Below are 12,839 nucleotides of genomic sequence, written 5' to 3' on the forward strand. Positions count from 1 at the left end.
ATTTTTTTCATGAAAACACAAGTGAGCACTCCGCATGCCCCTCAAGCTATTGGGCCCTACTCACAAGCTGTCTTGGCTGGAGATTTCCTATTTGTTTCCGGGCAAATCCCGCTTGATCCGCAGACGGGTCTGATGGTTAGCGGCGGAATTACAACACAGACCCATCGCGTACTGGATAATCTCAAGGCAGTGCTCGAAGCAGCTGCTTTAAGTCTGGAAGAGGTCATAAAAACCACGATTTTCCTTAGCAGTATGGATGATTTTGCAACGGTTAACGAGATTTATGGCAGTTATTTCACAGGTGAAATTCTACCGGCACGGGCGGCTGTCCAAATCGCCAAATTACCCAAAGACGCACTTGTTGAAATTGAATGTATCGCATACAAGGGAGGGACAAGTCTCCCTCTGTTAAGTGGGGGGAATTGAAATGGCGGAGAACAATAAAATGATCTCCTGTGATCTCGAAACAGGGCTGTGTTCTGAGCATGAAGACGAACAAGATTACGAGATGGTCAAGGTCGAGCTAGCACCCGTACGGAGATTCAGAGTTATCTATTATACCGATCCGATCTGTTCTGCTTGCTGGGCGCTGGAGCCGTATATCCGTAAGCTAGAGGAGGAATATGCCCCCCTGCTGACGATTGAATACCGGATGGGTGGGCTGCTGCCGGGATGGGAGCATTTCTCCGATGGAGGTAATGGCATTTCCAAGCCATCTGATGTGGCTCATCATTGGGAAGAAATTGCCGAACAGTCCGGCATGTCTATGGACGGTGACGTTTGGCTGGAGGATCCGCTTCATTCCTCTTACCCGCCTTCAATCGCATTCAAAGCGGCCCAGCTGCAAGGGAAGGAACAGGCGGACGCTTACTTGAGACGTCTTCGGGAGATGGTGTTCCTGGAGAAGGTCAACATTGCCAAGGAAGAAGCCCTTATCCAGGCGTCCATTGATGTCGGTTTAGATACGGAACGATTCAAACGCAGTTATCATGATCCTGCAACGGCAGAGCTGTTCTATCAAGAGATTGAAGAGGGTGCGGAATTAGGGGTTAGAGGTTTCCCGACGATTCTCATCGTTGATGAAGAAGGACAAGGTGCCAGAGTATCCGGCTATCGTCCTTATCAACATTATGTTGAAGCGCTGAACAAGGTGGCCAAAGACGCTTTGCAACCGAATCAAAAGGTATATACAGCTAAACAATTGCTGCAGAAATACAATTTCCTGGGCACTGAGGAAATCCGTATCATGCTTGATGCTTCGAGAGAAGAGACTTTGGCTGAATTGCAGCGTTTGGAGCAAGCAGGGCTAGTCGAGTGCGTTCCTGTGAAATTCGGATTTTTCTGGAGAAATGTAAATTAAATTTTCTTAGATTGTCAGCCTCATTGAGCGACCGGATGTTAAAAGTCCGGAACGCCAATGGGGCTTTTTCGTGTTGCATCTCCAGTTTTAGAAGAGCGGATTGGTTATTTAAGAAACTCCGAATTACTTAAGGAGTGTAAGTGTCACCTCTATCGAATTATCAATAAATGATCGTTCTGGACGAGACTTCAACATTACGGTTAGCCCAATTAACGATATGATTAGCGCCTGTGATACAGCCTTCGCATTTAACTCGCTTTCGAGCTCGCCTGATTGTATGCCTCGTTCAATGGTTTCTTGAAATATGACCGCTAGGTACATTTGATGTTCCCTTGTAAGAATTTCGAATTTCTCATCATGAGGTGCAAGTTCGACCATTGTATTGATGCAAAAGCATCCCTTTCGAGGGCTTTCTGCATACTCATCATCGACCACACTTTCAAAAAAAGTATGAAATGCTTCTTTTACCGATGGATTGCTTTGAAGTCTGGTTCGGATAAGAGAAGCACGGGACTTCGTGTATTTGCGTAGCGCGGCTTCGAACAATTCTTCTTTGCCTCCAAAAGCTGAGTATATACTGGGTCGTTGAATTCCCATTCTGGAAGTTAAATCGCTTAATGAGGTAGCTTCATATCCCTTCTCCCAAAATAGTTGCATAGCTGCATCTAATACTTTTTCTTCGTCAAATTCGCGGATTCGTCCCATAATCAATACCTCTCGTTACTCTTGTTTTTTAATTGCTCAATGATTCAAGTCATATGCAACGGCTAGTGGCCTTTATATACGTACCGAATAGTACGTTATTATTTTATAATTATCCGTTTATAATGTCAAATACAGGTTAGCTTAATAAGAAGTTTTCACAATACTCCTTGACAATTCTCGTTTTTTGCATTTATATTAACTTGAAAATAACATACCGATTAGTATGATATTTATCGATATTTAAAGTTCATGGAAATAGGGCATACATATCAATCTGCTTGAAAAGAACCGGAAAAACGTTGACAGAAGAGAGCTATGGAATAGGAGAGATTGATCATGGAGATAGGTATTACTTCGTTTGTAGAAACAAAGCCGGACACTCAGACTGGTGAAGTGATGAGCCACGCACAGCGATTGCGTGAAGTTGTGGAGGAAATTGTCCTTGCTGATCAAGTGGGACTTGATGTGTTTGGCGTAGGTGAGCATCATCGGAAGGATTATGCGGCATCTTCACCAGCACTTGTGCTGTCTGCGGCTGCATCTCAGACGAAGCGGATTCGGCTGACCAGTGCAGTGACGGTGCTCTCTTCAGTTGATCCGGTGCGCGTTTTTCAGGATTTTGCTACGCTGGATGGCATTTCAAATGGACGTGCGGAGATTATAGCGGGCCGGGGTTCCTTTATTGAATCTTTTCCGCTGTTTGGTTATGACTTGAATGACTATGATGAGCTGTTTGAAGAACATTTGGAATTGCTTCTTAAAATACGGGAGTCCGAAAAAGTAACCTGGAAGGGCGGGCATCGGCCGGCGATTAACCATTTGGGCGTGTATCCACGACCCGTTCAGAATTCTTTGCCGATATGGATTGGCAGTGGGGGCAGACAGGAGTCTGCTATCCGTGCAGGTCTGTTAGGGCTGCCGCTGATGCTGGCGATCATTGGTGGAAAACCGACGGATTTTGCACCGCTCGTGCAGCTTTATAAGATGGCAGCAGCGCACGCTGGTCATGACGAATCACGGCTTAAGGTTGGGGCGCACTCGATAGGATTTGTTGGAGAGAATACTGAACGAGCTGCAGATACTTTTTTTCCTTCTACCATGGCAGGTATGAACAGATTAGGCAAGGAGCGGGGCTGGGGGCATTATGATCGTTCCAGCTACGATGCCGCGCGCAGCTTTGAAGGTGCACTGTATGTCGGCGATCCCGAGACAGTTGCCCAGAAGATCATTCACCTTCGCAAAAATGTAGGCGTTACACGCTTTATGCTATATGTTCCTTTAAGCACGATGCCGCATGCAGAAGTGATGAGAGCCATTGAGCTGTTGGGAACAGAAGTAGCACCCCGAGTCCGGGAGGAAATAACCAAATGGGAAGTTGAGACGGAGAAAAGATCATAATTCAATTATAGGAGTGGTTCGAATGGATTTTGAAAGTCGGGTATTGCCAGAATTAAGGTCGGTATTAGCAGAATTTCCTGGTTTTCAACTGGAGGAAAATTTAGAACTAAGCAGAAGCTATTTGAGTGGTCCTCCAATTGAGAAATCGGAGCACGTACACACGACAAGCCGGATGATTCCGAGTGTAGCGGGTGAGATGTTAGTCAAAATCTACGAACCTGCCCAGCGAACTGGCGCCATGCTTCCAGCCTTGCTATGGATTCACGGGGGAGGCTACGTAATGGGGCATCCTGATATGGACGACGCTTTGTGCGAACGTTTCGTGCAGGTGGCTAAATGCGTTGTCGTATCGGTCGATTATCGACTTGCTCCCGAGCACCCCTACCCCGCTGCTATCGATGACTGTTATACCGGCTTGACATGGATGACGGACGAAGCTGAACTGCTGGGCATCGACTTGGATCGAGTCGCAATTGCTGGTGCAAGCGGGGGCGGCGGTCTGACCGCAGCGCTTGCTTTAATGGCCCGCGACAAAGGCGGTCCGGCCCTCATCTTCCAAATGCCGCTGTACCCGATGATTGACGACCGGAATATTACGGCGTCAAGTCATGAAATTACGGCCGATAACGCAACGTGGAACCGAACAAACAATTTGACGGCCTGGAACATGTACCAGGGCAATCGTACTGAAGACAGCGGGTTGTCCCCATATGCGGTGCCGTCGAGAGCGGAAAGCTTGGCGGGGCTGCCACCGACCTATACGTGCGTAGGACAACTCGATCTGTTCCGGGATGAGACGATCGAATATGTGACGCGCCTTGCCCAAGCGGGTGTAGACGTCGAATTTCACCTTTATCCCGGTACCTTCCATAGCTTTGAAGTGATGGTTCCGCAAGCGGAAGTAAGCCAGCGCGTCAGCAATAGTTATGTAGAAGCGCTGGCAAGAGCGCTTCATCCTTAAATAAAAAATTATAGAGAGAATAAACACGATACAACAAAGTTGGAATTACTACACGGGCTGTCCATAGGAATCACTCCAACTGAAGGAATCTCTAAACGAACGAAAAGCATCCTGTTTCACTCTAAAAAGTGTAACGGATGCTTTTCGTTCGTGGTCCGGTTATGCGGCTGATTAGTATTTTTGTTTGAGGATCAGCGGGGATTTAGCTTCACCTGCGAGCCTTTGCCGCCGGTCTGGATGCCGGTATCCTTTACTCCGGCCTCTTTCAGATCGGCCACTAGTCGTTCTATCACAGTCTTGGCAGCGGCAGCTTCTTTCGCGCCGGAGGCCTTTACGACCAATTGTACCGGCTTGCCGGACCGCAGATGCTTATCGGCCTGGCGTAGCTTGGTGTCGTAATCATGCTCTTCGATATGAGCGGTGAAGCGCAGCTCTTTGACCTTCTCCTTGCTGCCCTTCCCGGCAGCTCGTCCGGCATCACCCTTGCGTGCCGCTGACGATTCCTTCTGCGCGGCCGCTTTGGCTTTTCCTTTTGCCATCAGGCTGCAAGGGGGAGGACTACTCATTAGCGAGGTACACACCAGGTCTGCCCCGGCTGAGCGGGCCATAGCCAGCGCCTCTTTTGTGGAGACAATACCAAGTTTCTCGCCTCGGATTCCAGTGAGATCGACCTCTGATGCCCTTATTTGTTCATTAATGAATACTGCCATGTGAATGAAACCTCCTATAGATAACAATGTAAATCGATCAAATCGTACATTTAAGTTAATCCTTTAGCTTATCCCCACGATCCGGTATGACAAAGGACACCGTGGTTCCTTCTTCAGGTCTGCTGTGAATATACAACCCTTGCCCATATAATTGCGTCAGACGCCGGTTCGTATTGGACAGTCCGATGCCACCTTTACCTTTCAGAGTTGGACTTAACAGCGCATCAGCCTTGTCTTGCTCCATCCCTTTGCCATTATCACTCACTGCCACAAGTGTGGAGCGATCCAGATGGGCAATCCGGATATGAAGTGTCCCTCCTACATTCCGGCTAAGCAGACCATGCTTGACTGCATTCTCCACCAGTGGCTGTATGGAGAGCGGAGGCACCTGTAGACCGCTGATATCAGGCTCAACTTCCCATTCAATAGTCAGTCTGTCTGAAAAACGTTCTTGCTCAATATGCAGATAGGCTTTAACCAAATCCAGTTCGTGGGAAAGTTCGACCAGTTCGCCTGTATTAAGAAAATCAAAGCTAATCCGCAAAAAGGATGTAAAAGCACCAACAAGATGCTGCATTTTCTCCGTATCGAGATCGCCCAGTGCCATAATCGAATTCAGCGTATTGAATAGAAAATGCGGATGAATCTGGGCTTGCAGATAAGCGGCTTCTATGCGCAAACGTTCATTGATAGATTGCTTTAGCTCCGTGAGTGCTCTAATCCGGTACCTCAGCTCAACCGCGTCTACTGGCTTGGTAACATAATCGTTAGCACCGGACAAGAATCCAGTGTAGATATCGGCCGGCTGACTACGTGCGGTCAACAGTAGCACCGGAAGCTCCGATAAGGAGTAATGCTCCCGTACCTTTTGTGTCAACTCGTAGCCGGACATGTGCGGCATCATCACATCGGCAATCAGCAGATCCCATTGCTCCTTGTCCAACAGTTCCAGCACCTCGCGTGCTGAATTTGCCGTGGTAATGGTATAGGGCTCTGTTGAAAGAATTCCCATGAGTACATTCAGATTCACGGGATCGTCATCCACTGCCAGAATGTTAACTTTCTTCTTTGTCAGCAGCGGTGGAATCTGCATAGGAACCTCTAACCCGCTCCATTCATTTTCCGGAAAAATCCACTCTGCTAATTGCTTCTTAGCCGCATCCGTAATCGGATAAAGAGCCGCGGCAGGTGTTACCGCCTGCTGATTGAATGAATCCGCAAGAGGCAGATCAAAGCTGAACACGGAGCCTTTGCTAATTTTGGAGCGAACACTTAATGTGCCTCCGTGCAATTCTACCAGCTGCTTGCATATGCTCAGGCCAAGCCCGATCCCTCTTCCATCGCTAATCCCATGAGCGCCTTGCTCATACGGAAGGAATATCCGTGCCTGGGTCTCCTTGTTCATGCCCACACCCGTATCCGAGATATGGATTAGCGCCCGCCCATTCTGCACTTCTGTTGAAATGGAGATCATGCCTTCCTCAGTGTATTTGAGGGCATTGTGAAGCAGATTATATAGCACTTGCACCAATCTTTTCTCATCGGCGAGAACGGGAGGTGTGGTGTCTGGAAGATTCATGGTCAACTGCACCGGCTTGCCTTCAATCATAAATTTAAGCATACCAATTACGCCAGGAACCACGGATTGGATCTGTAAAGGCTCCTGGTGCAGGGTAATGCGATGCTCTTGAAGACGAGCGATATCCAGCAGATCGCCAAGCATATGAGACATACGGCGGCTGATGGTGATCAGCAGTTCCATATCTTTGCGGCTACTTTCGTACAGCTTCTCATTTTCTTTGGTCACCACGTTCTGTGCGATGTTCATAATGCCGTGTAGTGGTGTTCGCAGCTCGTGTGAAGTATTAGCGAGAAATTGATCCTTTAACTTGTCCGCTTTCTTGAGCTGTTCGTTGAGCTGGGCATTCTCCTTGGCATTCTGAAAGTATTTCTTGAACCAATAGGCAGAGAAGCCCACGATCGCGGCCACGATATCTATCGGATAGTAGACGAGTACGGAGCCCCATACGTTCCAGAGCAGATTAGAAATAATACCGGCTGCTGATAGCAGCATGAAGACAACATCCTTGTCCTTCTGCTTCCTGAAAAGCATAATCCCCATGATATAGATGAGCCAGATAAATGGTGAGAAAAGAAAGAAGTTATGCACGCCTAAGTGGGTGGACTCACTCACCCATGGAGCTGGTGATACCAGCAAGAATGCTGTGTATAACGAAATTGCAGCGGTGAACACGTATACCAATTTGTTGTTCGTAGGTGCAGCAATGAATTTCCTGAACACAAGCATGATAAAAAAGAGCTGCCACATGGAAGCGATCAATCGGATCTTTAAGGCCCATGTGTAATTGAAAGGCGTTAATAGGTATAGCACGCTGTCATTACGGAACAGAATGATCACTGCTACGGATAGCGTCATTAACCCAACAAGAAGCAAGACCCGCTCTTCAGGACTAAATAAGTAGAGAATAAAGACATACAAGACATGCAGCAGCAAGATGATCACTGTAAGAGCTTGAAACCCGATAGAAATAAAGCGCAAGCTGTCCACTTTGTCCTGACTGCCAAAGAAAACCGGGCCTTCTATGCCGCCCTTGTAAGGATGATCAAAGTTCGCTGCACGAATAAGCACTTCAATTTCTGTCGTGCCTTCTGCAAAATAGGGGGCTGTGTAAGAGTTTGTTCTGGGCTTGTACGCCTTATCCGATATAGAAAGGTCACCGGCACCGGCCGAATTCACCCCGTTGATTTCCACGGCGGATGAGGTTTGAATTTGTTTGATCCACAAAGAGACAGGCTGACGCAGCGGATCAACCAGAATACGTAGTTGATAGGTTCCGTAACCATAAGAAGAACCCTGGCTATTCGCCAGCGCCTCGCTCCAGTCTCCCGGGACCTTAAGCGTATGTGATTGATTTTGTAGTACTGCAATATCCTTGTGGTAGATGAACTTGGAAGGGTAGAACTTCCATTCACCGTTCAGCTTGAAAAGGTCCGCCTTCTCGAGGTCTTGGCCGCGCAGATCCAGTACGCCATTAACCACAGGGGGAGAATCGGATGTCGTAAAAATGCTGAGCCATGCTATCCGAAAACCAAACAAAACGGTGATAAACAATAGAATCGTAGCTATATTTTTCAGAACGGTATTATTTCTCATGTACATCATTATAACAAGAATTCGATATAGCGGACCTATTTCCCCAAACGATTATGCGAACTACTGGTGAAAAAAGTCTGGGCGTGACTCCCGCCCCACTCTGATAGAATAGTGTAAATACCAACATTGAAAAATTTGCTGCATTATTACAATCTATAATCTGGAGGCGGAGACCATGCAACATGATCTTTTGACGCAACTAGCCCTTTGGCATGAAGAGAATGAGCATCAGCGAATTGTGGACACTATTATGGAGATTCCTGCGTTGGAGCGGGATCCTCAGCTGATCAGTCAGCTGGCTAGAGCTTTGAACAACCTTGAACGTTACGCGGAGGCGCTTGAGTGGAGCCGTGGTGAGCTGTCCCCGGAATCGTTGATTCTCTCGGATTTCTGGGATGATAGCGACTATGCTCTGAAGGAATATGTGTCCGAGCCGCCGACCGATGAGTTGATTGCGTCTGTGGAAGAAGAGTTGGGCTATAAGCTGCCTGCTGCTTATATTGAGATGATGAAGCAGCATAATGGAGGCATCCCCCGCAACGCATGTTTTCCGACAGAGGTGACGGAATCTTGGGGAGCAGAATACATCTCAATCTCAGGGATTTTAGGCATTGGGCGGGAGAAAAGCTACTCGCTGGGTGGTGAATTTGGCAGCCGATTCATGATTGAGGACTGGGGCTACCCTGATATTGGTGTGGTTTTTTGTGACTGCCCTTCGGCAGGCCATGATGTTGTCATGCTGGATTACCGAAAATGCGGCAAAGATGGTGAACCGGAAGTGATCCACGTGGATCAGGAGGGCGATTATGCTATTACTTATCTGGCACCGAGCTTCGAGGCTTTTATCCGTGGCCTGGTGAATGATGATGTTTACGATACTTCTGAAGCGGACAAAGAGGAAGCATTACGAAGAGTATCGCACGGCAAATTCTCGGCCCTTCTGACAGAACTATGCGGCAACGTGAATGAGACAGAGGACATTGAGGGTCAAATCCGTGTGGTCTGCACCAGGGTTGTCGAGGACAAAGGTCATTTTTCATTCCATGCCGATGAATTATCTATATTGATGTACGATGTGCAGTTCTGGCTGTACACCAAGACTTATCCGAATACGAGCCAAGAGGAATATCTGCAAGTCTATGATAAAATGATTGCCTTTGGCGGCGAGTTCGGCCAGAACGGCTATGCTCCCGGATGGATTACGGACTGGCTGGATCAGAGAATCCAGCAAGGCATGATCACCGAGCGCAGCGGAGCCCTATCCTTCACAGAGCAAGCTATTGAGGACGTGTTGAGCAGGCTCAGGTCAGCAGCAGTTCATTAGGAAGCGGCAACCTTCGCAGAGGAGAACATGCCTGAGTTAGTGGACACGCTACGCTTCGACCCGGAGGGCTCTGCATGTACTCCAGCAATAGAGCTGCTGTGCAGAGCTTCGCGGCCGGGTTCAAGGCAGCCTGTGAGGGCGAAGAACGGATTAATGATTTATTATCCCGTTCCGAGATGGACTGAAATCAACGTCCTCCAAAAATTCGATGATCTCCCCGTTGGGACTATGAATGACCGCGTTTTTCACGATAAGGGGTGGTTCACCAAGTGAGAGAATTCCCGGTTCTACATAAGCCTTTGCGCCGTGAGCAAGGGCTTTTTGATAGATAGCCTCCACATCTTCCACATAGAATGCAAAATGCAGTAATGCGCCATAAGCGATCTCTTCTTCGGAGGTTGCTTTTTTGCCTTGGGCGGGAATGACGGCTTCGTTGTCAAAAACCTCGATGCATGTTCGTTGATCCGGAGAGATCAGCATGGTTGCTTGTTTGAGTTGAAAGGCAGGCAGACTCCAATGATGCCCCACTTGGAACCCCAGCACCTCTGTGTAAAAAGCAATAGTTGCTGTATAATCCTTGGCTTGAATAGCTACATGGGCAAGTCCTTTAATGCTCATTCATCATCACTCCAATTCATAAGATGTGTTAGATTATAGTAAATTGGAGATGTAGAATACATATGGAAAATAAGCATTTTATCGTATAAAGATTGCTGTTTATAAGGTATTGTAGCTGAAAAGGTTTATTTTCAAAAATCCGACCTGGAGGTCCTCCTATTGGAACACATCATTGACGAAGTTGATAGAAAAATCATGCAGCTGCTACAGCACAATGCGAGAATGCCCATTTCGCAAATCAGCAAAGAGGTATCGATGTCCCAACCGTCTGTGAAAGAAAGAATTGTGAAGCTGGAAGAGAGAAATATTATCTCCGGGTATACGGCGTCTTTTGAATTGCGTGAGCTGAACCGCGGTACGACTACATTTATTCTTTTGAAGACAGAGCATTGCCAGGAGCTTGTGGATTATTGCACCGAAGCCAGGGAAGTGACCGATCTGTTTCGTATCAGCGGAGAATATAACTACTTGTTGAAGGTTCAGACTGCATCGGTGGAAGAGCTGGCTGAGTTTCAAGATGCACTGCTCAGGCTTGGACCCTCGAAGTCGCATATCAGTCTGAAAAATATTTTAGAGAACCGAATCATGCTTTAACTGGATCTGACAGGGCCTGATTCTCCGCTCGTTAAAGATGGATGAGAGTATTTCTAAACTTCTCCAATAAAAATAGTGAGTTTATCTTCCCAAACTGCAGCCATTGGCTGATGTTTTTTGATATTATGAAGCTAAGGTACAAGGACATTTAGCACAGGAGTCGCACACAAATATGAAGTTCAATCTCTATCTTTCTGAAATTTTAATAACTGCAACGGTGTGTTCTTTGGTTCTGGTCTATCTTTCCTGGAGAAGAAGGCAGCTTCCGATAGCAAAAAGTTATGGACTTGGTGTGCTTGCGGGTGCCTTTTATACCTTTGGATATGCTTTTGAACTTATCAGTGACGATCTGAAGGATATCCTCTTCTGGCTCAAATTCGAGTATATCGGGATCCCTTTTGCTCCGACACTATGGATGATAATGGTACTGCAGTATACGGGACGACAAGCATACATACGTAAATGGACTGTTGCTATACTCATGGTTGTTCCTGTCTGCACTCTCGCTGCCGTTCATACGAACGATTGGCACCACTTATTCTATAGGAGTGTGTCGTTAGATTTTTCTGAGGGCGTTCCCCTAATCCATTTGAATCACGGCCCCCTGTTCTATCTCCATGTTGTGTACTCCTTCTTTTTTTTCTTCCTAGGCATGGGTTTACTACTTCATATGTGCTTCATAGCTCCGTCCCGAATGAAGAAGCAAATTATTTTTATGATGATTGGATCTTGTGGGCCATTTGGGTTCTCACTGATGTATGTTACCGGGATTCTAAAAACCTCCATAGATGTATCCCCATTCGGCTTCTTAATCTCTGGAGTATTCTATTTGCTCGGTATTTATCAATTCAATATGCTCAGGCTCTCTCCCCTTGCACATCAGAAGGTATTTGACTCTATACAGGATGCGGTTATTGTCTTTGATCTGGATCATAATATTTCTGAATACAATCGTTCAGCGAGTCGGATGATCGAGGGCCTTCACAACAGAAACGCTATTGGCCAGCCTGCGGCGACATTCTTCTCCTCTTATCCGGTACTCCTTAATACCATTTTGCAAGAGCCTCTCTCGGAGAACAGGGTATTATCCGGTGACCATGGCAATGAACGGGTGTATCAGGCGCAAATGCTATATATTTACGACAATCGCTCCAGACCAACGGGTAAAATGCTTTTGCTCCGTGATACGACTGATGCTGTACGTTCCGAAGAGAGACTGATCAACAACGCCAAGCAATTGCAGGAGCTTAATACATTTAAGGATGAACTCTTCAGTGTAGTAGCCCACGACATTCGTGATCCGCTGGCGATCCTCCTGAATTTAATGGAGATCCTGGAAGAGGAACTGCCAGCCGGTGGTGAGGGCCACGAGGAGATTGTTCTTGAAATGGGTCAGCAATTGCGCAAAACACTCACCTTAGCAGAGAATCTGCTGGGCTGGTTCCGGAAACACCAAGGTGGCATGATCCGGAGTCCAGACACCCACGATTTGTTCGATGCTATACAGATGAGTCTACATCTTCTGCAGATTCGCAGTGAGGGCAAAGGAATTGTTATGGTGTCTGAGGTTCCCCCGGATACTTGGGTCTACGCGGACAAGGAAATGCTGAATTTAATCGTTCGCAATTTGCTCTCCAACGCTGTTAAATTTACGGATACCGGAGGTAGCATTAAGGTGCGGGCTGAACATTCGGACGGGAAAATGATTGTAGCAATAAGCGACACGGGCGTTGGGGTACGGGAGGATCTGGCCCAAACCTTATTACAATCAGATTATTCAGCTTCTACGGCAGGTACAGCCGGAGAACAAGGCATCGGTTTAGGGCTTGCGATCTGCAGAGAATTTGTTCGATTAAACGGAGGGGAAATCTGGTTTGATAGTAATCCCGCCCAAGGAAGCACATTCTATTTCACCATTCCGCTTCCTCCGGGAGTTTCGAATATAGGTTCAAATATCAAATATAGCTGTTGATTTGTATGAAAGGAGGATTGCT

The 12,839-nt window shown here is 47.1% G+C and carries 11 protein-coding genes; 7 read left to right on the plus strand and 4 right to left on the minus strand.

What is annotated here, in order from left to right; genetic code table 11:
* Nucleotides 1-9: 9 nt before the first annotated feature.
* Nucleotides 10-426 carry a RidA family protein gene (locus ACFVU8_RS17930; RefSeq protein ID WP_387428999.1) on the plus strand — a complete coding sequence of 139 codons (417 nt, stop codon included), beginning with the start codon at nucleotides 10-12 and terminating at the stop codon, nucleotides 424-426.
* A gap of 1 nt (nucleotide 427) precedes the next feature.
* Nucleotides 428-1,360, plus strand: coding sequence for a DsbA family protein (locus ACFVU8_RS17935; protein ID WP_379466615.1), 933 nt, complete (start codon nucleotides 428-430; stop codon nucleotides 1,358-1,360).
* Nucleotides 1,361-1,483: 123 nt separating this feature from the next.
* Here the strand turns inward: ACFVU8_RS17935 and ACFVU8_RS17940 are convergent, their stop codons facing one another.
* On the minus strand, nucleotides 1,484-2,065 hold the full coding sequence (locus tag ACFVU8_RS17940; protein WP_387429002.1) for a TetR/AcrR family transcriptional regulator: 582 nt from the start codon (nucleotides 2,063-2,065) through the stop codon (nucleotides 1,484-1,486).
* Nucleotides 2,066-2,401: 336 nt separating this feature from the next.
* On the opposite strand from ACFVU8_RS17940, the gene ACFVU8_RS17945 reads away from it, so the two are divergent.
* Both ACFVU8_RS17945 and ACFVU8_RS17950 read left to right on the plus strand, forming a co-directional pair.
* The gene (locus ACFVU8_RS17945; RefSeq protein ID WP_175373427.1) at nucleotides 2,402-3,463 is read left to right on the plus strand and encodes an LLM class flavin-dependent oxidoreductase; all 1,062 of its coding nucleotides are present in this window, start codon (nucleotides 2,402-2,404) and stop codon (nucleotides 3,461-3,463) included.
* A 22-nt stretch (nucleotides 3,464-3,485) separates the two neighbouring features.
* A complete protein-coding gene (locus ACFVU8_RS17950) occupies nucleotides 3,486-4,424 on the plus strand; it encodes an alpha/beta hydrolase (RefSeq protein ID WP_387429005.1) in 939 nt (312 codons plus the stop codon).
* Between the two features lie 191 nt (nucleotides 4,425-4,615).
* Here ACFVU8_RS17950 and infC read toward each other — a convergent pair whose 3' ends face one another.
* Entirely contained in the window at nucleotides 4,616-5,134 is a 519-nt protein-coding gene (gene infC / locus ACFVU8_RS17955; RefSeq protein ID WP_387429007.1) for a translation initiation factor IF-3, read from the minus strand.
* Between the two features lie 55 nt (nucleotides 5,135-5,189).
* Nucleotides 5,190-8,309 (minus strand): hybrid sensor histidine kinase/response regulator, encoded by a 3,120-nt coding sequence (locus ACFVU8_RS17960; RefSeq protein ID WP_387429009.1) that lies wholly within the window; start codon nucleotides 8,307-8,309, stop codon nucleotides 5,190-5,192.
* Nucleotides 8,310-8,484: 175 nt separating this feature from the next.
* Here ACFVU8_RS17960 and ACFVU8_RS17965 point away from each other — a divergent pair, with 175 nt between their 5' ends.
* Nucleotides 8,485-9,633 (plus strand): SMI1/KNR4 family protein, encoded by a 1,149-nt coding sequence (locus ACFVU8_RS17965; protein ID WP_387429011.1) that lies wholly within the window; start codon nucleotides 8,485-8,487, stop codon nucleotides 9,631-9,633.
* A 150-nt stretch (nucleotides 9,634-9,783) separates the two neighbouring features.
* Here the strand turns inward: ACFVU8_RS17965 and ACFVU8_RS17970 are convergent, their stop codons facing one another.
* Nucleotides 9,784-10,251, minus strand: a complete 468-nt coding sequence (locus ACFVU8_RS17970) for a VOC family protein (RefSeq protein ID WP_387429013.1) — start codon at nucleotides 10,249-10,251, stop codon at nucleotides 9,784-9,786.
* A 159-nt stretch (nucleotides 10,252-10,410) separates the two neighbouring features.
* Here ACFVU8_RS17970 and ACFVU8_RS17975 point away from each other — a divergent pair, with 159 nt between their 5' ends.
* Together ACFVU8_RS17975 and ACFVU8_RS17980 are read left to right on the plus strand one after the other, a co-directional pair.
* The gene (locus ACFVU8_RS17975) at nucleotides 10,411-10,845 is read left to right on the plus strand and encodes an Lrp/AsnC family transcriptional regulator (protein ID WP_387429015.1); all 435 of its coding nucleotides are present in this window, start codon (nucleotides 10,411-10,413) and stop codon (nucleotides 10,843-10,845) included.
* Nucleotides 10,846-11,017: 172 nt separating this feature from the next.
* Nucleotides 11,018-12,817, plus strand: coding sequence for a sensor histidine kinase (locus tag ACFVU8_RS17980; RefSeq protein WP_387429018.1), 1,800 nt, complete (start codon nucleotides 11,018-11,020; stop codon nucleotides 12,815-12,817).
* Nucleotides 12,818-12,839 lie beyond the last annotated feature (22 nt).

This window comes from Paenibacillus sp. NPDC058177 (genome assembly GCF_042883835.1).
GTDB classification, from domain to species: domain Bacteria; phylum Bacillota; class Bacilli; order Paenibacillales; family Paenibacillaceae; genus Paenibacillus_AQ; species Paenibacillus_AQ agri.

Coding starts and splice junctions, on each gene's coding strand:
- ACFVU8_RS17945 (WP_175373427.1), top strand. CDS start 2,402: ATGGAGATAGGTATTACTTCGTTTGTAGAAACAAAGCCGGACACTCAG.
- ACFVU8_RS17935 (WP_379466615.1), top strand. CDS start 428: ATGGCGGAGAACAATAAAATGATCTCCTGTGATCTCGAAACAGGGCTG.
- ACFVU8_RS17980 (WP_387429018.1), top strand. CDS start 11,018: ATGAAGTTCAATCTCTATCTTTCTGAAATTTTAATAACTGCAACGGTG.
- infC (WP_387429007.1), bottom strand. CDS start 5,134: ATGGCAGTATTCATTAATGAACAAATAAGGGCATCAGAGGTCGATCTC.
- ACFVU8_RS17940 (WP_387429002.1), bottom strand. CDS start 2,065: ATGGGACGAATCCGCGAATTTGACGAAGAAAAAGTATTAGATGCAGCT.
- ACFVU8_RS17960 (WP_387429009.1), bottom strand. CDS start 8,309: ATGAGAAATAATACCGTTCTGAAAAATATAGCTACGATTCTATTGTTT.
- ACFVU8_RS17930 (WP_387428999.1), top strand. CDS start 10: ATGAAAACACAAGTGAGCACTCCGCATGCCCCTCAAGCTATTGGGCCC.
- ACFVU8_RS17950 (WP_387429005.1), top strand. CDS start 3,486: ATGGATTTTGAAAGTCGGGTATTGCCAGAATTAAGGTCGGTATTAGCA.
- ACFVU8_RS17965 (WP_387429011.1), top strand. CDS start 8,485: ATGCAACATGATCTTTTGACGCAACTAGCCCTTTGGCATGAAGAGAAT.
- ACFVU8_RS17970 (WP_387429013.1), bottom strand. CDS start 10,251: ATGAGCATTAAAGGACTTGCCCATGTAGCTATTCAAGCCAAGGATTAT.